Source organism: Nonomuraea sp. NPDC004702, assembly GCF_053601695.1.
The window spans coordinates 116,003-140,672 of record NZ_JBSGCE010000005.1 but is presented as its reverse complement, the minus strand read 5'-3'; the positions used below and the strand labels follow the sequence as shown (position 1 = coordinate 140,672).

At 72.8% G+C, this 24,670-nt stretch carries 20 protein-coding genes; 6 read left to right on the top strand and 14 right to left on the bottom strand.

Translation table 11 applies throughout. The features are described from left to right. Window positions 1-15: 15 nt before the first annotated feature. The 6 genes from ACWEJ6_RS09240 to ACWEJ6_RS09215 all read right to left on the bottom strand — a co-directional run bounded on the left by ACWEJ6_RS09240 (window position 16) and on the right by ACWEJ6_RS09215 (window position 9,073). Window positions 16-2,046 carry a dipeptide ABC transporter ATP-binding protein gene (locus tag ACWEJ6_RS09240; protein WP_452422596.1) on the bottom strand — a complete coding sequence of 677 codons (2,031 nt, stop codon included), beginning with the start codon at window positions 2,044-2,046 and terminating at the stop codon, window positions 16-18. Continuing rightward, entirely contained in the window at window positions 2,043-2,942 is a 900-nt protein-coding gene (locus ACWEJ6_RS09235; protein WP_452422594.1) for an ABC transporter permease, read from the bottom strand. Before ACWEJ6_RS09235 ends, ACWEJ6_RS09240 begins: the two co-directional genes overlap by 4 nt. Next, window positions 2,942-3,925 carry an ABC transporter permease gene (locus tag ACWEJ6_RS09230; RefSeq protein ID WP_452422592.1) on the bottom strand — a complete coding sequence of 328 codons (984 nt, stop codon included), beginning with the start codon at window positions 3,923-3,925 and terminating at the stop codon, window positions 2,942-2,944. Before ACWEJ6_RS09230 ends, ACWEJ6_RS09235 begins: the two co-directional genes overlap by 1 nt. Window positions 3,926-4,008: 83 nt before the next feature. Beyond that, complete coding sequence (locus ACWEJ6_RS09225; RefSeq protein WP_452422590.1) at window positions 4,009-6,357, bottom strand: AAA family ATPase; 2,349 nt, start codon at window positions 6,355-6,357, stop codon at window positions 4,009-4,011. A 64-nt stretch (window positions 6,358-6,421) separates the two neighbouring features. Then, entirely contained in the window at window positions 6,422-7,318 is an 897-nt protein-coding gene (locus ACWEJ6_RS09220) for a haloalkane dehalogenase (protein WP_452422588.1), read from the bottom strand. A gap of 15 nt (window positions 7,319-7,333) precedes the next feature. Next, the gene (locus ACWEJ6_RS09215; RefSeq protein WP_452422586.1) at window positions 7,334-9,073 is read right to left on the bottom strand and encodes a hypothetical protein; all 1,740 of its coding nucleotides are present in this window, start codon (window positions 9,071-9,073) and stop codon (window positions 7,334-7,336) included. A gap of 246 nt (window positions 9,074-9,319) precedes the next feature. Between ACWEJ6_RS09215 and ACWEJ6_RS09210 the strand changes: the two genes are divergently transcribed. Beyond that, entirely contained in the window at window positions 9,320-10,849 is a 1,530-nt protein-coding gene (locus ACWEJ6_RS09210) for an MFS transporter (RefSeq protein ID WP_358284233.1), read from the top strand. A gap of 35 nt (window positions 10,850-10,884) precedes the next feature. Beyond that, entirely contained in the window at window positions 10,885-11,679 is a 795-nt protein-coding gene (locus ACWEJ6_RS09205; RefSeq protein WP_452422584.1) for a DoxX family membrane protein, read from the top strand. On the opposite strand, the gene ACWEJ6_RS09200 is transcribed toward ACWEJ6_RS09205, so the two are convergent. After that, window positions 11,665-12,603: a DMT family transporter gene (locus ACWEJ6_RS09200; RefSeq protein ID WP_452422582.1), complete on the bottom strand. Its 939-nt coding sequence runs from the start codon at window positions 12,601-12,603 to the stop codon at window positions 11,665-11,667. The genes ACWEJ6_RS09205 and ACWEJ6_RS09200 overlap by 15 nt on opposite strands. A gap of 38 nt (window positions 12,604-12,641) precedes the next feature. Further along, a complete protein-coding gene (gene sthA / locus ACWEJ6_RS09195; RefSeq protein WP_452422580.1) occupies window positions 12,642-14,045 on the bottom strand; it encodes a Si-specific NAD(P)(+) transhydrogenase in 1,404 nt (467 codons plus the stop codon). Window positions 14,046-14,104: 59 nt separating this feature from the next. Between sthA and ACWEJ6_RS09190 the strand changes: the two genes are divergently transcribed. Beyond that, window positions 14,105-14,920, top strand: coding sequence for a PhzF family phenazine biosynthesis protein (locus tag ACWEJ6_RS09190; RefSeq protein WP_452422578.1), 816 nt, complete (start codon window positions 14,105-14,107; stop codon window positions 14,918-14,920). Here ACWEJ6_RS09190 and ACWEJ6_RS09185 read toward each other — a convergent pair. From ACWEJ6_RS09185 to ACWEJ6_RS09160, 6 genes are all read right to left on the bottom strand, one after another. Further along, complete coding sequence (locus tag ACWEJ6_RS09185; RefSeq protein WP_397163258.1) at window positions 14,898-15,731, bottom strand: biotin-dependent carboxyltransferase family protein; 834 nt, start codon at window positions 15,729-15,731, stop codon at window positions 14,898-14,900. The genes ACWEJ6_RS09190 and ACWEJ6_RS09185 overlap by 23 nt on opposite strands. Next, complete coding sequence (locus ACWEJ6_RS09180) at window positions 15,728-16,345, bottom strand: 5-oxoprolinase subunit B family protein (RefSeq protein WP_452422576.1); 618 nt, start codon at window positions 16,343-16,345, stop codon at window positions 15,728-15,730. Before ACWEJ6_RS09180 ends, ACWEJ6_RS09185 begins: the two co-directional genes overlap by 4 nt. After that, the gene (locus ACWEJ6_RS09175) at window positions 16,342-17,097 is read right to left on the bottom strand and encodes a LamB/YcsF family protein (RefSeq protein ID WP_452422574.1); all 756 of its coding nucleotides are present in this window, start codon (window positions 17,095-17,097) and stop codon (window positions 16,342-16,344) included. The genes ACWEJ6_RS09180 and ACWEJ6_RS09175 overlap by 4 nt, the downstream gene beginning before the upstream one ends. Window positions 17,098-17,117: 20 nt before the next feature. Further along, on the bottom strand, window positions 17,118-17,888 hold the full coding sequence (locus tag ACWEJ6_RS09170) for a thioesterase family protein (RefSeq protein ID WP_387663621.1): 771 nt from the start codon (window positions 17,886-17,888) through the stop codon (window positions 17,118-17,120). 10 nt (window positions 17,889-17,898) lie between these two features. Next, complete coding sequence (locus ACWEJ6_RS09165; protein ID WP_387665263.1) at window positions 17,899-19,389, bottom strand: hypothetical protein; 1,491 nt, start codon at window positions 19,387-19,389, stop codon at window positions 17,899-17,901. A gap of 141 nt (window positions 19,390-19,530) precedes the next feature. Continuing rightward, window positions 19,531-19,755 carry a hypothetical protein gene (locus ACWEJ6_RS09160; RefSeq protein ID WP_125639785.1) on the bottom strand — a complete coding sequence of 75 codons (225 nt, stop codon included), beginning with the start codon at window positions 19,753-19,755 and terminating at the stop codon, window positions 19,531-19,533. A 141-nt stretch (window positions 19,756-19,896) separates the two neighbouring features. Between ACWEJ6_RS09160 and ACWEJ6_RS09155 the strand changes: the two genes are divergently transcribed. The 3 genes from ACWEJ6_RS09155 (at window position 19,897) to ACWEJ6_RS09145 (ending at window position 24,667) form a co-directional block, all read left to right on the top strand. After that, window positions 19,897-20,466, top strand: coding sequence for an HhH-GPD-type base excision DNA repair protein (locus ACWEJ6_RS09155; protein WP_352329753.1), 570 nt, complete (start codon window positions 19,897-19,899; stop codon window positions 20,464-20,466). 206 nt (window positions 20,467-20,672) lie between these two features. Continuing rightward, the gene (locus ACWEJ6_RS09150) at window positions 20,673-22,763 is read left to right on the top strand and encodes a SpoIIE family protein phosphatase (protein ID WP_387663623.1); all 2,091 of its coding nucleotides are present in this window, start codon (window positions 20,673-20,675) and stop codon (window positions 22,761-22,763) included. A 242-nt stretch (window positions 22,764-23,005) separates the two neighbouring features. Continuing rightward, complete coding sequence (locus ACWEJ6_RS09145; RefSeq protein ID WP_387665266.1) at window positions 23,006-24,667, top strand: RNA polymerase sigma factor; 1,662 nt, start codon at window positions 23,006-23,008, stop codon at window positions 24,665-24,667. The last annotated feature ends 3 nt before the right edge of the window (window positions 24,668-24,670 follow it).

Below are 24,670 nucleotides of genomic sequence, written 5' to 3'. Positions count from 1 at the left end.
CGCATTCCTCCTGATCTAGACGACGTCGAGCCTCTCGGCGTAATGGCAGGCCGCGCCCTGGTCGTCGCCCACCGGCAGCACCTCGGGCTCGACGTCCACGCAGAGCGCGCGCTCGTCGTGGGTGAGCACCGAGCGGAACTTCGGGCAGCGGGTGCGGAAGCGGCAGCCGGTCGGAGGGTGGGCCGGGCTGGGCAGGTCGCCTTCGAGCAGGATGCGCTCGCGTACGCGCTCACGCGCCGGGTCGGGCAGCGGGATCGCCGACAGCAGAGCCTGCGTGTACGGATGCGCCGGAGCCCCGTAGACCGCGTCGACCTGCCCGATCTCGGCGATCCTGCCCAGGTACATGACCGCCACCCGGTCGGCGATGTACCGCACCACCGCCAGGTCGTGCGCGACGAACAGGTACGACAGCCCGAGCCTGGAGCGCAGCGAGCCGAGCAGGTTGATGATCCCGGCCTGGATCGACACGTCGAGCGCGGAGACCGGCTCGTCCAGCACCAGCAGCCTGGGCTCCAGCGCCAGCGCCCTGGCGATGCCGATGCGCTGGCGCTGGCCGCCGGAGAAGTCCTGGGGGTAGCGGGCGGCGTGCGCCGGGTCGAGGCCCACCAGGGCGAGCAGTTCGCCCACCCGCCGGCCCGGCCGGCGCTCGCCGTGGGTGCGCAGCGGCTCGGCCAGGATGTCGTAGACCGTCATGCGCGGGTCGAGCGAGGCCATCGGGTCCTGGAAGACGACCTGCATGTCCCGCCGGATCGCGGTGCGCCCGGCGCCGTCCAGCCGGGCGGTGTCGCGGCCGAGCACGACCACGCGCCCCTCCTGCGGCGGGACCAGCTCCAGGATCTGGGTGAGCGTGGTGGTCTTGCCGCTGCCCGACTCGCCGACCAGGCCCAGCGTCTCGCCCCGGCGGATGTCGAAGCTGACGCCCGCCACCGCGTGCACCGTGCCGACCCTGCGCTTGAACAGCGCCCCCTTGAGCAGCGGGTAGTCCTTGACCAGGCCGTCGACCTCCAGCACCGGCTGCTCGGCGCGGACCGCGGGGGCCACGGGCTCCCCGGCCGCGTGGCGGCCGGGGCCCTGGGGCCGGACGATCTCCCAGCGGATGCACGCCGCCCGGTGGCCCGTCGCCACCTCGAACAGCGGCGGCTCGGCCGCGTCGCACTCGTGGATCTTCAGCGGGCAGCGCGGCGCGAACGGGCAGCCCGGCGGCAGCGCCGCGGGGGAGGGCGGGTTCCCGGCGATCGGCAGCAGCGGCTGACGGCCGCCGCGGTCGACCCGCGGGATCGAGGCCAGCAACCCCGCCGTGTACGGCATGCGCATCCGGTAGTAGATGTCGTCGACGTCGCCCACCTCGACCGGGCGCCCGGCGTACATGACCAGGACCCGGTCGGCGAAGCCGGCCACCACGCCGAGGTCGTGCGTGATCATGATGATCGCCGCGCCGGTCTTCCGCTGGGCCTTCTTCAGCACCTCCAGCACCTGCGCCTGGATGGTCACGTCGAGCGCGGTGGTGGGTTCGTCGCAGATGATCACGTCGGGGTCGTTGGCGATGGCCATCGCGATCATCACGCGCTGCCGCATGCCGCCGGAGAACTCGTGCGGGAAGGCGAGCGCCCGCTCGCTCGGCGACGGGATGCCGACCAGCTCCAGCAGCTCGACGGCCTTGACCGCGGCGTTCTCCTTGCTCACCCGCTGGTGGATGCGGACGGCCTCGGCGATCTGGTCGCCCACCCGGTAGACGGGCGTGAGCGCCGACAGCGGGTCCTGGAACACCATCGACACGGTCTTGCCGCGGAAGCGGGTCAGCTCCCGCTCGGAGGCGCCGATCAGCTCCTTGCCGTGCAGCCGCACCGACCCGGTGACCCGGGCGCTCGGCGGCAGCAGGCCCATGACAGCGGCCGAGGTGACCGACTTGCCCGACCCGGACTCGCCCACGATGCCCAGCACCTCGCCGGGGCTCACCGAGTAGGTGACCCCGCGCACCGCGCGCACGTCGCCGAAGGACACGTGCAGGTCGCTGACCTCCAGGACGGGGTTCGCCGCCGGCCTCATCGCCGCGCCGCCGGGTCGAAGGCGTCGCGCAGCGCGTCGCCGATGAGGTTGACCGCCAGCACGGTGACCACCAGCAGCCCGGCCACGAACCAGAACGTCCAGGGCGCGTAGACCGCCGTGCGGGAGCCGTCGGCGATCAGCGTGCCGAAGGACACGTCGGGCGGCTGGATGCCGAACCCGAAGTACGACAGTGAGGTCTCGGTCAGGATGGCCGCGCTGACGTTGAGCGTGGCGTCGACGATGAGCAGCGAGGACAGGTTGGGGATCACGTGCCGGAAGATGATCCGCACCGGCGGCACCCCCATGAAGCGAGCGGCCTGGATGTACTCGCGCTCCTTCAGCGAGATCGTCATCCCCCGGACGATCTTCGACGTCACCATCCACAGGAACAGCGCCAGCATGACCACGAACAGCACCCACTGCCCGGCCCCGAACAGCGGCGACATGATCGCCAGGATGAGGAACGCGGGCAGCACGAGCAGCAGGTCGGTCACCCAGCTCAGCGCCCGGTCGGTCCAGCCCAGGAAGTAGCCGGAGAAGGCGCCCACCACGGCCGCCACCGCCGTGGACACCAGCGCCGCCAGCAGGCCCACGATCAGCGACTTCTGCATGCCGCGCAGCGTCACCGCGTAGACGTCGGCGCCCGTCTGGAGCGTTCCGAACCAGTGCTGCGGCGAGGGCGGCTGCAGGAACGCCGTGAAGTCCTTGTCGGTGTAGGACCACGGGCTGAACAGCGGCCCGGCGAACGCCAGCAGGAACATCAGCGCCAGCACCGCGAACCCGATCAGCCCCTGCGGCGAGCGGAAGAACCGCCCGGCCACCACCCGCAGCCGCGACGGCGCCCGGCCCAGGTCGCCGGTCAGCTCCTCCGCCAGCTCCTCCTCGGAGAGCGTCATCACGCCCGCACCCTGGGGTCGAGCGCGGCGTGCAGCAGGTCGGAGGCGAGCGCGGCGCACAACACGGCCACCGCGGCCAGGAAGGAGATCGCCGCCACGGTGTTGACGTCGTTGGTGAAGATCGAGTTGATCAGCTGCTCGCCCAGCCCGTGCCAGCCGAAGATCTTCTCGGTGAAGGTGGCCCCGGTCAGCAGGGTGCCGAACGTGAAGGCGAAGTAGGTGGCCACCGGGATCAGCGCGGTGCGCAGCGCGTGGCGGGTCAGCGCCCGGCCCCTGCTCAGCCCCTTGGCCCTGGCCGTGCGGACGAAGTCGGCGCCGAGCACGTCGAGCATCATGTTGCGCTGGTAGCGGCTGAAGACCGCGACCAGGCCGACGGACAGCGAGATCGTCGGCAGGACCAGGTGTTGCACCCGGTCGAGCACGTAGCCCCAGAACCCGGTCTGCAGGCCGGCGCTGTACTCGCCGCTGACCAGCAGCACCTGGCGGCCGAAGAGGTTGTCGTTGGCCCAGGCGGCGGCCAGGATCAGCATGTTGGCCAGCACCACGACCGGCACCGCGAGCACGACGAACGACAGGCCCATGGAGAGCCGGTCGAACCAGCCGTACTGCCGCACCGCCGCGTACGCGCCCACCAGCACGCCGAGCAGGCTCCCGAACAGCAGCCCCAGGATGACCAGCCGGAACGTGACCCCCATCCGCCGCCGAAGGTCCTCGTTCACGGGCGAGCCGGTGACGGTCTTGCCGAAGTCGCCGTGCAGCACGCCCGCAGCCCAGGTGGCGTAGCGCTGCAGCAGCGGGGTCTTGTCGTTGAGGTTGAGCGCGGTGAGCTGGGCGTCGACGACGGCGGGCGGCGGTTTCGGGGTGCGGTCGGCGTAGTTGGAACGCGGGTCGAGCGCCCCGGCGGCCAGCAGGTACGCCAGGCTCGCGGCCACGCCGACCAGCACCACGTAGTTGAGCAGCCTGCGGGCCAGGAACCCCGCCATCGTCCCCCTCCCGGACGCGCACGATAGGTAGTCATACTGCTACACGCAGCAGCATCGTGGCGCGGGGAAATGCCAAAGAGGGGTTAACGTCCGGAAAGTTCGTCCACGGCGGTGCGCACGTCGTCGCTGGTGATCGTCGTGAGGTCGGCGGCGCTGGCCGACCCGCCGCCCGACGCGTGGGCGGCCAGGCGCACGTCGCGGCGCATCGCGGCCCGTTCGAACAACGAGCGGGCGAAGCGGCCGTTGCCCAGGCCGTCGATCAGCCGTTCCTCGCACACCCAGGCGAACACCTCGTCGAGGTCGCGCAGGGCCTGCTCGTCGAAGCTGTCGCCGGCCTTGCCGGCCAGCAGCACCGCGATCTGCGACAGCTCGCGCGGCGAGTAGCTGGGGAAGGCCACGCGCTGGTTGAACCGGCTGGCCAGGCCCGGGTTGGTGGCCAGGAAGGAATCCATCTCGCGCGAGTAGCCGGCCAGCACGATGACCAGCCGGTCGCGGTCGTCCTCGGCCCGTTTGAGCAGCGTCTGGACGGCCTCGGAGCCGAAGGCGTCGCCGCCCGCGTAGCCGGGGTTGACCAGGCTGTAGGCCTCGTCGATGAACAGCACGCCGCCGAGCGCCCGGTCGACCAGCTCGTTGGTCTTGATCGCGGTCGCGCCGAGGTGCTGGCCGACCAGGTCGGCCCGGTGGGCCTCGACGACGTCGGGCCTGGCCAGCAGGCCGAGCGCGGCGAAGACGCGGCCGAGCACCCGCGCGACGGTGGTCTTGCCGGTGCCGGGCGGCCCGGCGAAGACGAAGTGCCGCATCTGGGGCGGCGTGGGCAGCCCGCGCTCCTGCCGCATGCGGGCCACCTGGAGCTGGGCGGCGATGGCGTGCACCTGCCGCTTGACCGGCTCAAGACCGGCCATCGCGTCGAGGTCGGCCAGCGCCTCCTCCAGCGTGGGCGTGGCCACGTAGCCGCGGAAGCGGGCGGTCAGCTCCTCGAACGCCTTGGTCACGTCGGGCGTGGTGGTGGTCACCAGGTCGTGGGTGGTCGGGGTGCCGCCGGCGCCCACCACGCGCACGTCTCTGGCCTGCGCGGCGGCCTCGACCAGGCTGCGCACGAAGCGGGCGTTGCCCAGCTCGTCGACCAGGCCGCGCCGCTGGACGTCTTCGTAGAGGCCGAGCAGGGCGCGCCTGGCGTCGGGGGCCATCGTGTCGCCCCTGCGCCGCTGGAGCACCTCGGTGATCTCGGCCAGCTCGGGGGCGGAGTAGCTGGGGAAGCGCACCCGGGTGGCGAACCTGCTGGCCAGGCCCGGGTTGCTGGACAGGAACGAGGCCATCTCCTGCTCGTAGCCGGCCAGGATGATGATCAGGCGCTCGCGGTCGTCCTCGGCCCGTTTGAGCAGGGTCTGGACGGCCTCGACGCCGAACCTGTCGGGCTGGCCGTCGGAGGAGTTGACCAGGCTGTAGGCCTCGTCGACGAACAGCACGCCGCCGAGCGCCCGGTCGACCAGCTCGTTGGTCTTGATCGCGGTCGCGCCGAGGAACTCGCCCACCAGGTCGGCCCGCTGCGCCTCGACCACGTAAGGGGTCTCCAGCAGGCCGAACGCGTAGAAGATCTTGGCCAGCGCGCGGGCCACGCTGGTCTTGCCGGTGCCCGGCGGGCCGACGAAGACGAAGTGCCTGGTCGGGCGTTCGGCGGTGTAGCCGGCCTCGGCCCGCAGCCGGGTGGCCTCGATGGAGGCGGCGATCGAGCGGACCTGCTCTTTGACCGGCGCCAGCCCGATCATGCCCTCCAGCTCGGCCAGCGCCTCCTCGACGGAGATCTGGGGCGGCGCGCCCGCCTTGTCGGCCTGCGGCTCGGGCCGGCCCTCGCGGGCGCGCACGCGCACCTGCTGTTCCTCGGCGGACAGCTCGGCCTTGGCCCGCCGCGCCTGGAGGAACCGGTGGACCAGCACGACGACGGCCGCCAGGCAGGCGCCCCAGAGCGCGACGGCGGCCGACAGGAAGGAGAGCCCGAAGGCCAGCACCCCGGCCGGCACGAGCGCGGCCAGCGTGGTCACCCACGGCGTGACCCAGCGGATGAGGTGGGCGGCGGCGGCCACGGGCAGGGCCAGCGCGACCATCGCGTGCAGCGCCATGGAGCCCGGGGGGAAGCGCCAGGAGAACAGCGGCAGCGCCAGCACCACCCAGCCGGCCACGACCAGCGCGGTCGCGGCGGCCCGCGGGAAGCGCATGGTCAGCGCCACGAAGGCGAGCGCCATCAGGACGAGGGGGAACGTCTTCAGCAGATCCCAGCCGAGCGCCGCGCCCACGCCCATGACGACGATGAGCAGGACGGCGTAGAGCACCCGGCGCACGGCGGGGGGAATCTGGAAATAACGCAGTCTCACCTGCTCGAACAGATCCCGCGCCGCGGCCCGCCCCGCGGCCTGGGCCCTGTCGGACTCACGCATCACGCCTCCCCGGTCCGCCCCCGGTTATACCGCACCCGACCGACGATTGGGCGGGCCTGACACGCTAGGTGGAGGTCACGAAAAGGGCGATCTGCCGTCCGAGTTCGTTGCCGGCGTCCTCCTGGAGGAAGTGGCCGGCGCCGGCGATCACCGGATGGGACAGCCCGGCCGTGCCCGCGACGGCCTTGAGCATGATGGGGGCCATGCCGCCGGTGATGGGGTCGCCGTCGGAGAAGGCCACCAGGAACGGGCGGTCGAGCGTGGTGAGGATCTGCCAGGCAGCGCGGTTGGCGGGCGCGGCGGGGTCGTCGGGCGTGATCGGCACGAGCCCGGGCAGGGCACGCGGGCCCGCTTTGTACGACTCGTCCGGGAACGGCGCGTCGTAGGCCGCCCGCACCTCGTCGCTGAGGCGCGTCCGGCAGCCCGCCTGGACCAGCCGGGCGATGTCCAGCGTGGGGGCGCTGGCGACGGTGTCCCTGAAGCGGTGCCAGACGTCGGGCATGGGAATGTCACCCGAGGGCAACCCCGTGTTGGCGGCCACGATCCTGGCCACGCGCTCGGGGTGCTCGGCGGCGATCCGCAGCCCGATCAGGCCGCCCCAGTCCTGGCCGACGACGGTGACGCGGTCCAGAGCCAGCGCGTCGAACAGCAGCGCGCGGGTCCACTCGACGTGCCTGGCGTAGGTGTGGTCGGCGGGGTCCACGGGTTTGTCCGAGCGGCCGAAGCCGATCAGGTCGGGGGCGATCGCGCGCAGCCCGGCCGCGGCCAGCTCGCGCATGACGTGGCGGTAGAGGAAGGACCAGCTCGGCTCGCCGTGCAGCAGGACGACCGGCTCGCCGTCCGCGGGGCCGGCCTCGACGTAGGCCATGCGCGGGCCGTCCGGCAGGTCGGCGTGGCGGGGCTCGTAGGGGAAGTCGGGCAGGTTCGCGAAACGCTCTTCGGGGGTGCGCAGGGTCCGCATAGAACAAAACTCTATTCACCGTCGCTGGTGCCTGCCGGGGAACTCGCCGACGAGCACCTGCTTGGGAGTGACGCGCAGCACGTCCGGACCGGCCAGGGCGATGCCGCGCACCTCCACCCAGAACCGCCGCTGCAACGGGTCGGCGGCGAACACCGCGACGCGCGGGTCGGCCGCCACGCCCTCCCACGCCTCGGGCCCGGCGATCAGCCGCAGCTCGCCGGAGGAGGTGACGGACCCGGCCGCGCCCACGACCCGGGGGCCCGCGGGGTCGCCGTAGGACAGGACGAGGCTCCTGGCGTAGGAGAACGCCTGACGCGCCTCCGAGGTCAGGACCACCGAGGGCGCGCCGCCCATGGGCAGGTCGCACATGACGAGCGAGGCCCGCCAGGGCCCCGGCGCGCCGCGCCACCACGCGCGCAGGGCGCGGGCCGCGAACACCGTCATCGCCGCGCCGAGCGCGCCCACCCCCGCCCGCCAGCCCCAGGCCGACCCCAGCGCGCCGCCGGCGGCGCAGCCGAGGGCGGCGAGCGCCACCAGAACGCCCGCGGCCAGCAGCCAGCCGTCGCCCGCGCGGCGGGCCCGCAGCCAGGCCCGCACCATCGGGAACGGCACCGCCACCGCCGCCACCGCGGCCCGCGGCTCGACCGCCAGCGCCCCGCCGACCAGCGGCACCAGCACCGACCAGGTCCTGATGAGAACGATCCACAACGTCACGCCGGCGTTCCTGGCCGCCGTGCGCTCGCCCGTGACGCGGGCCAGCTCGGCCAGCGCGGGCATCGGCCGCCCCCGCCACGACTCCGCCAGCACCCGGACGACCGTCAGCGCCGGCCACATCAGCACCACGATCCCGGCCAGCCCCGCCCAGACCGGATCCCGCCAGGACGGCGCCGCGTGCGCCGCGCCCAGCAGCAGCCATCCCGCGAACGCCGGCACCGACAACCCGGCCGACACCACGGCCGCGCCCAGCCAGGGATCGCGCCCGGCCATGGCCGGCACGTATGCCCAGACCCCCACCCGCCGCGCCTGCCGGACCGTCAGCGGCACCAGCGCGGCCAGCGCGGCGAACCCGCACCACCGGGCCCACCCCGCGGAGTCGAGGGCCAGCGCGGCCGCCGTGACGGCGATCGTGGCCAGGGCGAGCAGCAGCCGGGCCTGGCGCGCCCACACCTCCAGCGCCCGCCTGGCCCGTCCCGTCTGGCGCGGGTCGACCGGCCAGGCGGGATCGTGGTGCGGGCGCGGACGGTCCCAGCGCAGCAGGCACAGGGCCAGGTTCACGCGGGCCTGCGGATGGGCCGGAGCCGTGGCCAGCGCGGCGCGGTAGGCCCGCCCGGCCCGCGGATGGTCGCCGCGCAGCAGCGCCAGGTCGCCGAGCAGGACCTCGGGGTCGGCCTCCTCGGGGGCGAACCGCGCGGCCAGCACGGCGTCGGCGACCGCCGCGGGCCAGCGGCCGGGGATCCGGCGGGAGATCGCGGCCAGGCGCAGGCGGGCCGACCAGGAGCCGGGCGCGAGGTTCACCGCGCGTTCGGCCGGGGGGAGGGCGTCGGCGTCGCGGCCCTGGCGCTCGTGGGCCAGGCTGATGAGGCGGCAGGCCCATTCGTCGCCAGGGTCGAGGTCGGCCGCCCGGCGCGCGGCCTCCAGCGCCGATTCGGGACGGCCCGCGTTCAGCCTGGTCAGGGCCTCGGTGCACCACTCGCGTGAGGACTTATCGGAAATATCATCTTTACCGGCACTTCCAGCGTTCCCCACGGCTCCCATGATCGGGTGACGGATGGAGGTTGGGTAGATCCGGACATATGGCTGTATCTCACTAGAGAGGTGGGGGGCCTCGCGGATCGGCCCATACCGCTATGCCGAGCGCCTGGCATGGCCTAAGCTGCCACGCAAGCCGGAGTGGAGAGCCGCGGCAGGAGAGGGCGCGAGACCGCCCCCCGTGAGTTCCCCCGCTTTCGACCGTTCTGCACGTGCAGGCCCTGGTGACCGGATCGGCCTGCAAGGAGGCCCATGACCGTCACCCAGGCCGCACCCCTCGTACGGCGTGCCGATCGCCCGCGACGGGACAACCGCTGGGCCGTCCTCGTGCTGCTGTGCCTGAGCCTGCTGCTGATCACGGTCGACGCCACCGTCCTGCACATCGCGGTGCCCGCGCTCACGGCCGCGCTCGAACCGTCCTCCGTCGAGCTGCTGTGGATCATCGACAGCTACTCGCTCGTCGTCGCGCCGCTGCTCATCGTGTTCGGCACGCTCGGCGACCGCTACGGCCGCAAGCGGCTGGTGCTGGGCGGTTTCGTGCTGTTCGGCGTGGCCTCGGCGGGAGCGGCGTTCGCGCCCACGCCGCTGACCCTGATCCTGGCAAGGGCGCTGCTCGGCGTCGGCGGCGCCATGATCATGCCGGCCACGCTCTCGCTGATCCGCCAGGTGTTCACCGACCGGCGCGAGCGGGCCGTCGCGCTCGGCGTCTGGAGCGCGGTCGCCGCGGCCGGGGCGGCGGTGGGCCCGCTGATCGGCGGCGTGCTGGTCGGCCTCTGGTGGGGCGCGGTCTTCCTGATCAACGTGCCGATCCTGCTGGTGCTGCTGCCGCTGGCCGTCCGGCTGCTGCCGGAGTCGCCGCTGCGCAGGGAACGTCCTTGGGACGCGACGAGCGCCGTGTTGTCGGTGCTCGGCCTGCTCGCCCTGGCCTTCGGGCTGAAGGAGGCCGGGTCGGGGACGCTGCTGCCGTTCTGGGCCTCGGTGCTGGTCTTCCTCGGCGGCGCGGGGCTGCTGGTCGCGTTCGTCCGCCGCCAGTCCCGTCTGCCGGCGCCGCTGCTGGAACTGGCCCTGTTCCGGCGGCGCGAGTTCACCACCGGCGTGGCCGGCGTGCTGCTGGGCGTGTTCGCGCTGGTCGGGCTCCAGCTCATGCTGGCCCAGTACCTGCAGCTCGTGCTGGGCGACAGCCCGGTGCGCGCGGCGGTCAGGATGTTGCCGCTGGTGCTGTCGGCCGTCACCGGCGGGCTCGCGGCGGCCCACATCCTGCCCAGGATCGGCATGCGCGCCACGATGAGCGGCGGGCTCGGGCTCGTCGCGCTGGCCCTGACGCCCACGCTGGGCTGGGGCGTCGAGGGCCATCCGGTGATGCTGGCGGTCTGCTTCGTGGGCATCGGGTTCGGCGTGCAGGTGGCGCTGCTGGCCGCCTCCGACACGATCATGTCCTCGGTGCCCGAGTCCCGGGCCGGCGGGGCCGCGGCCATCGAGGAGACCGCGTACGAGCTGGGCGCGGGCCTCGGCGTCGCCGTGCTCGGCACGATCACCACGCTCGCCTACGCGCCCGCCCTGCCCGCCGTGCCCGGCGTGTCGGCGGGCGGCATGGACCAGGCCAGGCAGTCGCTGGCCGGCGCCGCCCACGTCGCCCGCGAGATCGGCGGCAGCACCGGCGACGCGCTGCTCGACGCCGCACGCTGGGCCTTCGTCAACGCCCTGCACACGACCGTGGTCGTCAGCGTCGTCCTGCTCGGCCTGACCGCCGTCGCGGTGGCCATGCTGCTCAGCCGTGATTGAGGTGTGCCGGGCCCCGGACAGGGCAGACAAATATCGTGAAACAGGCCCTGCGTGATGTCGCCGCCTTAGTCGCCCGCGTCGGCGTGGGCGGCATCTTCTTCGCCAACGGCTGGACCAAGCTGGAGGACGGGCTCACCGCCACCGGCGCGAAGTTCCTCCAGCAGGGCGCGCCCGCGCCCGGCGCGTGGGCCACGGTCACCATGCTCACCGAGCTGATCGGCGGGGCGCTGCTGATCGCCGGGCTGGGGGTCGCCGTCACCGGGCTGATCCTGTTCGCCGAGGCGCTGGGCGTCTTCCTGGTGGCCCCGCCGCTCAACCCCATCAGCATGAACGAGCTGATCCTGCTCGGGGCGGCCGCCATCCTGCTCGCCGTCGTGGGCGCCGGACGGCTGTCGGTCGACCACATGGTGGTGATCCGCAGGCGGGAGACGGAGGCGGCCAACGAGTTCGCCGCCGACGCCGAGGCCGACCGGGTCATCGCCTCGCTGCGCGACGCCGACGCACCGGCCCGCCGGCCGAAGCCGGCCGAGGACGCGGCCCCGCCCGCCCGCCAGTCGAGACCGGCCGAGGACGCCGCCCCGCCCGCCCGCCGGTCGAGGCCGGCCAAGGACGCCGTCCCCGAGGATGCCGTCCCCGAGGAGGCCGGTCAGCAGGCCGGGGACGCGCCCTCGCCCATGACGGACACCATGCCGCACCCCCGGCCCCGCACGCGCCCCGCCGGCCCGCCGGCCACCGAGGAGCCCGCGCCGGCCCCCGTGCCCGGCGACACGCTGGTGGCGGGCCGCAAGAAGCCCGCGCCCCGCGGACGCCGTCCCTCAGCGGACGGCTGAGCGCGCGGGCACGCGCAGCGCGCCCTGGGTGAGCGCGATGGCCAGCAGGATGACCAGCGCGCCCACCGGCTGGTTCCAGGTGATCGTCTCGTCGAGCAGCAGCACGCCGGAGGCCACCGCGAACACCGGCAGCAGGTACGTCACCGTCGAGGTCGTCGTCACGCCCGCCAGGGCCTGGACCCGGTACAGCAGCAGGTAGGCCACGCCCGTGCCGAGGCCGCCGAGGCCCAGCAGGCTCCACCAGACCTCGGCGGGCGCCGCGGTGTCCACCAGCGGCACGCCCGCCACCAGTGTGATCACCGCGAGCTGGGCCGCGCCGGTCAGGAGCTGCCCCGCGGCCAGCACCACCGGCGGCTCGGACCGCCGCCCGGTGATGAAGCGCCCCATGTACGCCCCGCCGACCCCGTAGCACAGCGCCGCCCCGAAGCAGGCCAGGCTGCCGCCGAGCTGCCCGCCCGCCATGGGCTGCCACACCCCGAGCACCACCATGACGCCGGCGAACCCGAGCCCGAGCCCGGCCGCCCGCGCGGCGGTCGCCCGCTCGGCCCGCAGCACCAGCGTGAAGGCCAGGGTGCACAGCGGCGTGGTGGCGTTCCAGATCGCGGCGACGACGGAGGAGACGTACTGCTCGCCGTAGGCGAACAGGGTGAAGGGCAGCGTGGTGAGCACGACGGAGGCGATCTGGAAGTGCCCCCACAGCCGCGGGTCGCGGGGGAGCGGCCGCCTGGTCACCGCGAGCGCGACCAGCAGGGTGACCGCGCCGACCGCCATGCGGCCGAACGACACCTGCAGCGGGTGCAGCGCGCCGACGGCGATCTTGATGAAGAAGAAACTGTTGCCCCAGATGGCGGCCAGCAGCAGGAACGCGGGCAGCCACCTCCCCGTGGCCTCGCTGCGCACGTACGCCTCCTGTAGATGAACCATCGAGGAGCGTAGCGGTCACGACCGACAATTGGGAGAAGTCACATGTCGGCGGTGAGCCGGGCCACCACCCGCATCTTGTTCATCGCGTCCAGCGCCGCCACCTTGTACGACTCCGCCAGCGTCGGATAGTTGAACACCGCGTTGACCAGGTAGTCGACGGTCCCGCCGCAGCCCATCACGGTCTGGCCGATGTGCACCAGCTCGGTGGCCCCCGTGCCGAACACGTGCACGCCGAGCAGCCGCCGGTCCTCCGAGGAGACCAGCAGCTTGAGCATCCCGTACGAGTCGCCGATGATCTGCCCCCTGGCCAGCTCCCGGTAGCGCGAGATGCCGACCTCGAACGGGATCCGGTCGCGGGTCAGCTCGTCCTCCGACCTCCCGACGAAGCTGATCTCGGGGATCGTGTAGATGCCGATGGGCGGCAGCTCCCGCAGCTCCGCCACGGGTTCGCCGCAGGCGTGCTGGGCGGCCACCCGGCCCTGCTCCATCGAGGTGGCGGCCAGCGCCGGGAAGCCGATCACGTCCCCGACCGCGTAGATGTGCGGCACGGCCGTGGCGTAGTGCTCGTCCACCCGGATCCGGCCGCGGTCGTCGGCGGCCAGCCCGGCGGCCTCCAGGTTCAGCTCGGCCGTCCTGCCCTGGCGTCCGGCCGAGTACATGACGCAGTCGGCGGGGATGCGCTTGCCGCTCTCCAGCAGGGTCAGCGCGCCGCGCGGGCGGCGTTCGACGGCGGCGACGTGCTCGCCGAAGCGGAAGGTCACCGCCAGGTCGCGCAGGTGGTACTTGAGCGCCTCGACGATCTCCAGGTCGCAGAACTCCAGCATGCGCTCGCGCCGTTCGACCACGGTCACCTTGGTGCCGAGGGCGGCGAACATGGAGGCGTACTCGATGCCGATGACCCCGGCGCCGACCACGACCATCGTCTCGGGCACCCGGTCCAGGTGCAGGATCGCGTCGGAGTCGATGACCGTGCGCTCGTCGAACTGCACGCTGTCCGGGCGGGCGGGGGAGGTGCCGGTGGCGATCACGATCCGGTCGGCGGTGACCTTGCGCTCCTCGTCGCCGCTGATCCCGATGGTGTGCGGGTCGAGGAAACGTCCGGTGCCGGGCAGGACCGTGACGTGGTTGCGGCCGAGCTGGCTGCGGATCACCTGGATCTCGCGGCCGATCACGTGCTGGGTGCGCATCCCGAGGTCGGCGACCGTGATCTCGTCCTTGACGCGGTAGCTGGCGCCGTACAGCTCGCGCTGGTTGAGGCCGGTGAGGTAGAGGACCGCCTCGCGCAGCGTCTTGGACGGGATCGTGCCGGTGTTGATGCAGACGCCGCCGATCATGTTCCGTTTCTCGACCATGGCCACGCGCCGGCCCAGCTTCGCCGCCGCGATGGCGGCCTTCTGCCCGCCGGGACCGGAGCCGAGCACCAGCACGTCGTAGTCCACCACATCGCCCAGTGTGAGCGCGCGGGGTTACCGGCGGAAGACCCGTCGGCCAGACTGCGCGTATGCAACGTGCATTCCGTCAGGTCGACGTGTTCACCTCCGTCCCTTATCGCGGCAACCCGCTCGCGGTCGTGCTCGACGGCCAAGGGCTGGACACCGAGGAGATGCGGCGCTTCGCCGCCTGGACGAACCTGTCCGAGACGACGTTCGTGCTGCCCCCCACCGTGCCCGGGGCCGACTACCGGGTCCGGATCTTCACAGGGGGCGGCGAGCTGCCCTTCGCCGGGCATCCCACGCTCGGCACCTGCCACGCCTGGCTGGAGAACGGCGGCCGGCCGCGGGACGCGGCGGAGATCGTCCAGGAGTGCGACGCCGGGCTGATCCGGGTGCGCAGGACCGCGGACGGGCTCGCCTTCGCCGCGCCCGAGCTGCTGCGGTCCGGGCCGGTCGAGGAGGAGCTGGCCGAGCGGCTGGCCGAGACCCTGCGCATCGGACGCGAGCGCATGCTGGCCGTCGAATGGGCCGACAACGGGCCCGGCTGGGTGGTCGTGCTGCTCGCCGCCGCCGAGGAGGTGCTGGAGCTGCGGCCGGGCGCGATCGAGCACATGGTCGGCGTGGCGGGGCCCTGCCCGGAGGGCTCGCCGTACGCCTACGAGGTGCGCGTCTTCGCTCCCGACGTCGAGGATCCGGTGACCGGCAGCCTGCACGCGTCCCTGGCGCAGTTCCTGCTGCGCACGGGGCGGGCGAAGGCGCCGTACACGGCGGGGCAGGGGACCGTGCTCGGCCGCGCCGGGCGCGTGCGGATCACCGCCGACGAGCGGGACGTGTGGGTCGGCGGGTCGGTCGTCACCTGCGTCAGCGGCCAGGTCGCGTTGTGAAGCGCACCTCGTCGCCGGGCCGCAGCTGCGCCGCGACCGGCAGGTCGGCCTGCCGCACCACCGCGATCACCGGGTAGCCGCCCGTGGGCGGGTGGTCGGCGAGGAACACGATCGGCTGCCCGCTCGGCGGCACCTGCACCGCGCCGGTGACCATGCCCTCGCTCGGCAGCTCGCCCTGCCTGGCCCGCGTCAGCCCGGGCCCGCGCAGCCGCACCCCGACGCGGTTGCTGTCCTGGCTCACCTCGTACGGCCCCCCGCACAGCGCCTCCAGCGCCCCAGGGACGAACCAGTCGTCCCGCGGCCCGGCGAGCACCCGCAGCACGGCGGGCGCGGGCCCCGGCGGCGGCGCCAGGTCCACCGAGATCTCCCCGGCGGCGGACCCGCCCACCGGCAGCAGCGTCCCGGCCCGCAACGGCTCGGGGCCGAGCCCCGACAGCGAGTCGGTGGACCGGCTGCCCAGCACCGGCTCGACCGCGATCCCGCCGCGCACCGCCACGTACGTGCGCAACCCCCACTCCGGCGCCCCCAGCCGCAGCTCGCCCCCCGGCGGCACCCAGAACGGCGCCCCCATCCGAGCCTCCGCCGGCGCGCCGGTCAGCGCCGCCCACGCGCCCTCGTGGAACCGCAGCCGCGCCAGCCCGAACGTCACCTCGACGCCCGCCGCGTCCTCGCGGTTGCCCACCAGCCGGTTGGCCAGCCGCAGGCTCGGCGCGTCGGCCGCCCCCGAGCGCGGGACGCCCAGATGGGCCAGGCCCGGCCGCCCCAGATCCTGGACGGTCGCGTAAGGGCCGGGCGCGATCACCTCGATCATGCGCGCTCGAACCGCACGCGCATCCCCGGCCGGAACAACGACGGCGGCTCGGCCGTCACGTCCCACACCCGCGTCGCCGTGCGCCCCAGCAGCCGCCACCCGCCGGGCGAGGCCGTCGGGTAGACCGCCGAGTACGGCCCCGCGACCGCCACCGAGCCGGCCGGCACCGACGTGCGCGGCGTGTCCAGCCGGGGCAGCTCCAGCACGGGGTCGAGCCCGGTCAGATAGGCGAACCCCGGGGCGAACCCCAGCCACCCGACCACCAGCTCGCGCCCGGTGTGCCGGGCGACCACCTCCTCGGCCGAGATCCCGGCCAGCGCCGCGACGGAATCGAGATCGGCCCCGTCATAGACGACGGGAATCGTCACCACCGGCCCGGCCGGCGCGTCCGCCCCGGCCGCCGCCTCGCGGGCCGATCCGGTCAAGGCCGCCAGCCTGGCCCGCAACCGCTCCCGGTCGGCGCCCGGGGCCACCACCAGCACGGTCTCCGGCCCCGGCACGACCTCCACGACCCCCTCGGGCCGCTCGGCCCGCAGCGCCGCGTCGAGCCGGTGGGAGGCCGCCAGCGACCCGGTCTCGACGAGCAGCGCGTGCTCTCCCGCCGGACGGATCACGCGAACGCCTGCAGGACCACTCCGGCCGCCAGCAGGTCGTTGCGCACGGCACGGGCCAGCCCGACGGCGTCAGGGGTGTCTCCATGGACGCACAGCGACCGGGCGGAGACGGACACCGGACTGCCGTCGACGGCCGTCACAGAGCCCTCCAGGGCCATCCGGCGGGCCCGCGCGGTGACCGCCGCCGCGTCGTGGATCACCGCGCCCGCCTCGCGCCGCGGCACCAGCGCCCCCGCCGCCGTGTACGCCCGGTCGGCGAACGCCTCGCTCACCGTCGGGACGCCCGCCGCCGCGGCCACCTCGTGCACGACCGAGACGGGCAGCGTCAGCACCGGCAGCGTCGGGTCGTAGTCGGCGACGGCGTCGATCACCGCCGCCGCCTGCACCTCGTCGCGGCAGACCCGGTTGTACAGGGCGCCGTGCGGCTTGACGTAGGAGACCCGGCCGCCCATCGCCCTGGCGATGCCGTCGACGGCCGCGAGCTGGTAGAGCACCTCGGCGCACAGCTCCTCGGGCTCGACCTCCATCTCCCTGCGGCCGAAGTGGGCCAGGTCGCGGTAGGACACCTGGGCGCCGATCGACACGCCGCGGTCGACGGCCCCGGCGCACGTGCGCCTGATCGTCACCGGGTCGCCCGCGTGGAAGCCGCAGGCGACGTTGGCGCTGGTGACGATGTCGAGCAGCGCGAGGTCGTCGCCGAGCCGCCAGATGCCGAAGCCCTCACCGAGGTCGGCGTTGAGGTCGATCACCATCCCACCATCATGGCGCAGCGCTACCTCGGCGCGACGAACAACGTCTGAGTCGCCGTGCCGACTTCGCCGCGCTCGTCGTACAGGGTGGTGCGGGTCAGGCCGCGGCCGGAGGGGCCGATCGCGGTGGCCGCGTCCATGCAGGTCCACTCGCCCACCGGGGTGCGGAACAGCGAGATCGTCAGGTCGACGTTGACGAACACGTGGGTGGCGAAGTCGACGGCCGGGCTCACGCCGTTGCCGCTGTCGGCGAACGCGGCCAGCCGCTCGAACGGGGTGATCTCCTCGCCCTCCACCAGCGGCACGGTCAGCCTGCCCCACACCGTGGCCGGGCCGGGCAGCATCGGGCCGCCGCGGGCGAACCGCCAGTCGAACGCCCTGCCGTAGCCGAAACCCGACACCAGGTACGACGCCGCGTGCTCGGGCGAGGGCGGCGGCACGGGCGCGGGCGGCCCGGCGGCCGGCGTGGCGGGCGTGTCGGCCTCGCGGATGCGCCACGCGGTGGCCCTGGCGTACTCGCGCCCGCCGGACAGCACGGCCGCCGACAGGCACTGCACCCGCTTGCCGTCGCGGACGACGTCGGTGACGACCTCCAGCTCGGCCACGGGCACCGGGGCGAAGACGTCGACCGCCAGCCTGGACAGCGCCAGGCCGGGCAGCGGCGCGGTGCGGTCGAGCTCGTGGACCATCAGGGCGGTCACCGGGCCCATGTGCTGGGAGCCCGGGTCCCACGGCCCCTGGGTGTGCTCGGAGGCGAGGTAGCGGCCCATGGCCAGCCGGCGGTACATCGACATGGGACGGACCCTAGATCTCGTCGGGGATGTCGGCGATGTCGTCGAGGGCGGCGGCCAGCTCGTCGGGGTCGCCGCCGATGCGCTCGGCGATCTCGATCAGCACGTGGAGCACGTCGTGGCGGTCGTGGCCGAGGTCGAGCAGGCGCTGGGCGGCCTCCCACAGCTGGGGCGGGTCGCCGTCCCACAGCCGGGTCGCGATCTCCTCGTGCCAGGCCAGGTGCTCCTGGTCGATGACGCCGCCGTGGTCGATCTCCAGTAACGTGCGCCGGTCGGCCTCGTCGGCCGGGTTGAGCCGGTCGAGGTCGATGCCGTTGTGCACGCCCTGCAGGTAGGGGAACGCGAACACCCGCCTGGCCAGCGCCGACAGGTCGCCGTCGGGCAGCAGCCGCTCCAGCAGCGGCCGGTCGAGCCCGAACGACGTCGGGTCGCGGTAGGCCTCGGGGAACTTGCCCGTGGCCTCCCACACCGCGTCGAGAGTGGCCTTGAGCCCCTGCTCGGGCAGGCCGGTGCGGCGCGCGGCGAAGCGCACCCACGCCGACAGCACGTGCGGCATCGCCTCCTGCTCGGCCGCGCTCAGCATCACCTTGCGCGGCAGCCAGTCGAGCAGGAACGTCTCGCACTTGGTCGGGCTGACCCGCAGCGGCCGGTTGAAGTCGCGCTCGCAGCCGTAGTCGATGATGTGGTCGGCGCAGCGCGAGGCCGCCGACGGGTCGGACAGGTGCTCGGCGGCGTCGGAGGCCAGGAACTCGGCGGCCAGCATGGCCCGCCGCTCGCGGCTGTAGGGCGCCTCGATGTGCAGCGGCGCCGGACGTTTGCGGCCCGGCGGCAGCGCCTTGAGCCGGGCGCGGGCGAAGGCGTGGTAGGCGCTGTAGCTCTCGCTCACCGGCGGCGGCGTCTTGGGCTCCCTGGTGGCCTTCATGGCCGAGTCCAGGAGCGCCCTGGCCTGCTCGGGCTGGATCTCCTCGAACAGCAGCATCGGGTTGCCCGCCGCCTCGGCCCTGGCCTGCTCCAGCAGCTTGTCGACGTGCGAGGACACCCACGCGTCGCGGGCCATGCCGTTCATGTTGTGGTCGACGACCACGACCAGGGCGTGCCGGTCGCTCGGCACCGATGCCTCGTTCCACCGGTAGGCGAACGTGCAGATCACCGTGTCCTGGTCGCCGTAGGCGTCGCGGGAGACGTAGCAGCCGGTGGGCTTGACCGCGCCGACCTTGTCGGCCCAGCCCGGCCTGGCCACGCCCGACTCCATCATCGCCAGCGCCGCGCCCTCGGCCTTGGCGCCCTGGCGGGCGGTGCCCAGGTAGGCCAGGCACACCAGCAGCGTCAGGGAGGCCGGGGTGCCGGCCTTGGCCGCGTAGTCGACCAGGCCCTCCCCGAGGACCTGCTCCACGTCACCGCCCCTGACCCGCCTGCCCCACCAGGCCCCGATCATGTCTGAGACCATCAGCTCCGCGTCGAGAGGGCTGCGCACCGCGAGCAGCTCGCGGGCCGCCTGCACCATCTCCTGGAACACGTCGTCGGGCGGGCTGCTCTCCCGGGGATCTCGTCGGTGTCGGCGCACGCCCTCACTCTCTCGTATTCCAGGCGCAAACGGTGAAGAGAACTCGGCCTGGTGACCCCGATGTTATCGGTGGAGCCGCGATCAGCGGGGACTTCGGGGCGGCGGGGCGGAGTTCACGATCGCGAGCAGATGCTCGCGCGCGATGCGCTCCACGACCTCCGGTGTGGGCGGGACGCCGAGATGCTCGGCGCACGCGCACACGTCGGCCACGCACCGGTCGATCGTGTCCACGGGTACGGTCAGGAACTCTTCGGCCAGCCGGAGACTGACCGGCTCCCTGAGGAAGCGTGTGGCCAGAGCGAGCATAGATGTGAGATTCCTCTGGAGACCCGGGAGCAAACCCCCAGGAACGTATGCAGGGTGACTTGCGCTCCCATTTCATCTTTTCTCGGCCTTGTGTCAAGGCTCTGAGGCGCCTGTGTTCGCTTCTCGTGCAAAGCTGTTTCCATGCGCATCCAGCTCGCCCAGCGGGACGAGGCAGACGAGCTCCTCGGCCGCAGCCCGCTCGCCCTGCTCGTCGGCATGCTGCTCGACCAGCAGATTCCCATGGAATGGGCGTTCACTGGGCCGTACACCATCTCGGAGCGCCTGGGGCACGACCTGACCGCCGAGGAGATCGCCGCCTGCGACCCCGAGGCGTTCGCCGCGCTCCTGGCGCAGAAGCCGGCCGTGCACCGATACCCCAAGTCGATGGCCGCCCGCGTCCAGCAGCTCGCGGCCTACCTCGTCGAACACTACGACGGGCGGCCCGAGCTCATCTGGAGCGACGCGGCCGACGGGAAAGACTTGTTGAAACGACTGCAGGCCCTTCCGGGATACGGCAAGCAGAAGGCCCAGATCTTTTTGGCATTGCTGGGCAAGCAGCTGGGGGTCCAGCCGTCAGGCTGGCGTGAGGCAGCCGGACTCTACGGCGAGGAGGGGTCATACCGTTCGGTCGCCGACGTGGTCGACACCGACAGCCTGGGCCGGGTACGCGCCGCCAAGCAGGAGGCCAAGCGCGCGGCCAAGGGCGAGTAACCTGATCTTGCTGCGCAATGTGGAGCGACTTTGACAGGATGCGTTGACCCTTATGGCGACCGGGCGGCGGCGGGGGCTTCCGTCGGCGCATGCCCATCGCCGATGATGTACTGCAGAATCCGGTCGCCCGGAGCTGCGCTACGCCGATACACAGTTATGGAGATGTGCCGCGTGGGAGACCCTGGCACGCGACGGAGGTGCCGACCATGAGCGCCGAGACCTCCGTTCCCCGTCCCCGGGAGTCGGATGTGGACATCTCAGACTCCGCCCTGTTCAAGGGCATGCTGTCGGAGGCCGAGTTCGCCTTCGCGTTCTTCGACGGCGATGGCCGCGTCCAGCGGGTCAACGACGTGTTCAGCGACGTCGTCAGCGTGCCCGCCGAGCGCCTGGTGGGCCGCCTGCCGGTCGAGGTGCTGGCGGCCGACCTGAGCCAGATCATCACCCACGCCGTCCAGGCCGTCATCGAGAGCGACGCGCCGGTCACCGAGGGCCGCGTGCGCGTGCGGTCCGCCGAGGGCGACACCCGCCACTGGTCGCTGTCGTTCTCACCGGTCCACGACGAGGCGGGCGAGCTGCGCGCCGTCGCGCTGGTGGGCCTCGACGTGACCGAGAGCCGGCAGACCGAGGAGGCGCTGCGCCGCAGCGAGGAGCGTTACCGCTCGCTGGTCGAGGCGCAGTCCCAGCTCGTCTGGATCACCTCGCCCACGGGCGCCGTCGTCGAGGACGCGCCCCAGTGGCGCGCCATCACCGGCCAGGGGCTGGAGGAGTACCTCGCCAACGGCTGGCTGGAGGTCGTCCACCCCGAGGAGCGCCAGCAGACCGAGGAGGCCTGGCGCGAGGCGCTGCGCGGCCGCACGATGTTCGAGTGGAACTACCGGGTCCGCACCCGGGCCAGCGGCTACCGCCACTTCGAGGTGCGCGCGGTGCCGATCATCAGGCACGGCAGGGTCGTGGAGTGGGTCGGCGCCAACACCGACGTCACCCCGCAGCGCGAGGCCGAGGAGATGCGCGGCAGGCTGACCGACCAGCTCGGCGCCGCCGCCCTGCGCACCGCCCGGCTCCAGGGCGCCACGGCCCAGCTCGCCGAGGCCCTGACGGTCGAGCAGGTCGTCCAGGTCATCATCGACGTCGGCCGCACCGCCCTGGCCGCCGACCGCTCGGCCGTGGCGCTGCTCGACACCGACCGCGCCGCGCTCAAGCTGGTCAACGGCGAGGGCATCCCGGAGGTCCAGGGCTCGGGCGACGAGATCCCGCTGTCCCACTCCAACGTGATGACGATGGCCGTCAACAGCCGCCGTCCGGTCTTCGCCGAGTCGCCCGAGTCGCTGAAGGCGCAGCTGCTGGAGGCCGGCGACGACGAGGAGGCGCTGGCCGGGTTCATCAGCCAGGGCGACGAGCGCGCCTGGGTGGGCCTGCCGCTGCTGGCCGCCGGCCGGGCGCTCGGCGCGCTGCGCTTCTCGTTCACGCGCCCGCAGAAGATCTCCCAGGAGGACGGCGTCTTCCTGGAGGCGCTGGCCGGGCAGTGCGCCCTGGCCGTCGAGCGGGCCACGCTCTTCGAGCGCGAGCACCGCACGGCCGAGACGCTCCAGCGCAGCCTCCTGCCCGACCGCCTGCCCGTGGTCAAGGGCCTGGTGCTGGCCCAGCGCTTCCGTTCTGGCAGCCGCCACGTCCAGGTCGGCGGCGACTGGTACGACGCGTTCGTCCTGCAGGACGGGCGTGTCGCGGCGGTCGTCGGCGACGTCATGGGCAAGGGCGTCAAGGCCGCGGCGGGCATGGGCCGCATCCGCAACGCGATGCGGGCGCTCGCGCTCACCAACCCGCCGCCCGCCGCCGTGCTCACGGGCCTCGACCGGGTCTTCGAGGCCACGGAAGAGGAGGAGCAGGTCACCACGCTGGCCTACATGGTCGTCGAGCCGGTCACCGGCGAGGGCACGCTGGCCATGGCGGGCCACCCGCCGCCCGTCCTGGTCTCGCCCCAGGGCACGGCGATCCTGTGCGACGCCGAGCCCGGCACGCCGCTGGGCTGGCCGACCAGCCGCCGGCAGTTCCGGTTCGTGGTGCCGCCGGGACACACCGCGGTGCTCTACTCAGACGGTCTCGTGGAGAACAGGAAGCGAGGGCTTGACGCCGGTCTCGCAGAGATTTGCAGTGTTGTGACCGAAGCGCCGCCTGAGGTGGTCAGCAGTCCGCACATGTTGCTGGACTTCCTGGTTGACCGGATGTTGTCTGGATATGAACAGGATGATGACGTTACCGCGCTCGCAATTCACGTCCCGCCGGCCACGAAGAGTGACTGAATGAAACAGTCATAACGGTTGCTTTCGGGTATCAGTGCCCCGCTTACGTACGCACTACTGTCTTGGTCGGCCTAGGGTGGAGGACAACCGCCGGGAGGTGGCCGTATGGAGTGCGGGGTCGTGCCACAATGCTGTGTCAGGTCCGTCGCGCTTCGCACGGCCTCACCGATCTCCGAGAGAGGCAACAGCCCCCAGCGGGCATCTGGGTCCATTGTCGCCACGCGTTCGTTCGAGAGGTGTTCGTGTCGCCTGCAAGTTCGACTCGCTCGAAGCCACAAGAGCTGAACGAGCCCGTCATTCAGCGACTGCTCGAGCGTGGGCGCTCGCAGGGTTTCCTCGAGTCTGAGGATGTCCGTCAGGCCTTCGAGGAGGCGGACATCCCCATGTCGCACGCCGCCGCGTTCTTGCGGAACCTCAGCAAAGAGGGCGTGACCGTGGTGGTGACCGCCGCGGATTCGGCTGCGCCGAAGAAGTCTCGTGGTCCAGCAAAGCGCCGCACCGCTGCCCCCGTCAAGACCAAGACGGCAGCGGCCGCCAAAGAGCAGCAGCCCGAGACCGTGACCGCGGTCGTGGGCGCCGCTGAGGCCGAGCCGGCCGCCAAGAAGCCGGCTCCGGCCAAGAAGGCCGCTCCCGCTCCGAAGAAGGCGGCTCCGGCCGCCGCCAAGAAGGCCAAGCCAGAAGTCAGCGCTGGGCCTGCCGAGACCAAGCCGAAGGCACCCGAGGGCCTCAAGGCGGCCGACTCCGACGACGACGATCTCGAGCTCGACGGCGACGTGGAGCTGGAGGACCTCGAGGACATCGAGGTCGACGACATCGTGGCCGAGGACGACTCCGACGCCGAGGGTGACTCCGACTCCGACGACGACTCCGACGACGAGCCCAAGGCCGCCGACGTCGCCGCCGCCACCGCGGACAAGACCGAGGACGAGGTCCTCATCCTGTCCGACGACGACGACGACGCCCCGGTCGCCCAGGTGGCCGCCGCCGGCGCCACCGCCGACCCGGTGAAGGACTACCTCAAGCAGATCGGCAAGGTCCCCCTGCTCAACGCTGAGCAGGAGGTCGAGCTGGCCAAGCGCATCGAGGCCGGTCTGTTCGCCGAGGAGCAGCTCGGCGGCGGCGAGACCGACAGCCTGCCGGTCGACGTCCGGGCCGAGCTCGAATGGATCGCCGAAGACGGCCGCCGGGCCAAGAACCACCTGCTGGAGGCCAACCTCCGGCTCGTGGTCTCGCTGGCCAAGCGCTACACCGGGCGCGGCATGCTGTTCCTCGACCTGATCCAGGAGGGCAACCTCGGTCTGATCAGGGCCGTGGAGAAGTTCGACTACACCAAGGGCTACAAGTTCTCCACCTACGCCACGTGGTGGATCCGGCAGGCGATCACGCGTGCCATGGCCGACCAGGCGCGGACCATCCGCATCCCGGTCCACATGGTCGAAGTGATCAACAAGCTGGCCCGGGTCCAGCGGCAGATGCTGCAGGACCTCGGCCGCGAGCCCACGCCGGAAGAGCTGGCCCGCGAGCTGGACATGACGCCCGAGAAGGTCGTCGAGGTCCAGAAGTACGGCCGCGAGCCCATCTCCCTCCACACCCCGCTGGGTGAGGAGGGCGACAGTGAGTTCGGTGACCTCATCGAGGACTCCGAGGCCATCGTGCCGGCCGACGCCGTCAGCTTCACGCTGCTGCAGGAGCAGCTGCACTCCGTTCTCGACACGTTGTCGGAGCGGGAGGCGGGCGTCGTGTCGATGCGGTTCGGCCTCACCGACGGGCAGCCGAAGACGCTCGACGAGATCGGCAAGGTTTACGGGGTCACCCGTGAGCGCATCCGCCAGATCGAGTCGAAGACCATGTCCAAGCTGCGTCACCCGTCCCGGTCCCAGGTTCTGCGCGACTACCTGGACTAGGAG

Excerpts from the sequence above, each read along its gene's own strand:
- ACWEJ6_RS09240 (WP_452422596.1), bottom strand. The coding sequence starts at position 2,046 with ATGAGGCCGGCGGCGAACCCCGTCCTGGAGGTCAGCGACCTGCACGTG.
- ACWEJ6_RS09235 (WP_452422594.1), bottom strand. The coding sequence starts at position 2,942 with ATGACGCTCTCCGAGGAGGAGCTGGCGGAGGAGCTGACCGGCGACCTG.
- ACWEJ6_RS09230 (WP_452422592.1), bottom strand. The coding sequence starts at position 3,925 with ATGGCGGGGTTCCTGGCCCGCAGGCTGCTCAACTACGTGGTGCTGGTC.
- ACWEJ6_RS09225 (WP_452422590.1), bottom strand. The coding sequence starts at position 6,357 with ATGCGTGAGTCCGACAGGGCCCAGGCCGCGGGGCGGGCCGCGGCGCGG.
- ACWEJ6_RS09220 (WP_452422588.1), bottom strand. The coding sequence starts at position 7,318 with ATGCGGACCCTGCGCACCCCCGAAGAGCGTTTCGCGAACCTGCCCGAC.
- ACWEJ6_RS09215 (WP_452422586.1), bottom strand. The coding sequence starts at position 9,073 with ATGGGAGCCGTGGGGAACGCTGGAAGTGCCGGTAAAGATGATATTTCC.
- ACWEJ6_RS09210 (WP_358284233.1), top strand. The coding sequence starts at position 9,320 with ATGACCGTCACCCAGGCCGCACCCCTCGTACGGCGTGCCGATCGCCCG.
- ACWEJ6_RS09200 (WP_452422582.1), bottom strand. The coding sequence starts at position 12,603 with ATGGTTCATCTACAGGAGGCGTACGTGCGCAGCGAGGCCACGGGGAGG.
- ACWEJ6_RS09190 (WP_452422578.1), top strand. The coding sequence starts at position 14,105 with ATGCAACGTGCATTCCGTCAGGTCGACGTGTTCACCTCCGTCCCTTAT.
- ACWEJ6_RS09185 (WP_397163258.1), bottom strand. The coding sequence starts at position 15,731 with ATGATCGAGGTGATCGCGCCCGGCCCTTACGCGACCGTCCAGGATCTG.
- ACWEJ6_RS09175 (WP_452422574.1), bottom strand. The coding sequence starts at position 17,097 with ATGGTGATCGACCTCAACGCCGACCTCGGTGAGGGCTTCGGCATCTGG.
- ACWEJ6_RS09170 (WP_387663621.1), bottom strand. The coding sequence starts at position 17,888 with ATGTCGATGTACCGCCGGCTGGCCATGGGCCGCTACCTCGCCTCCGAG.
- ACWEJ6_RS09165 (WP_387665263.1), bottom strand. The coding sequence starts at position 19,389 with ATGGTGCAGGCGGCCCGCGAGCTGCTCGCGGTGCGCAGCCCTCTCGAC.
- ACWEJ6_RS09160 (WP_125639785.1), bottom strand. The coding sequence starts at position 19,755 with ATGCTCGCTCTGGCCACACGCTTCCTCAGGGAGCCGGTCAGTCTCCGG.
- ACWEJ6_RS09155 (WP_352329753.1), top strand. The coding sequence starts at position 19,897 with ATGCGCATCCAGCTCGCCCAGCGGGACGAGGCAGACGAGCTCCTCGGC.
- ACWEJ6_RS09150 (WP_387663623.1), top strand. The coding sequence starts at position 20,673 with ATGAGCGCCGAGACCTCCGTTCCCCGTCCCCGGGAGTCGGATGTGGAC.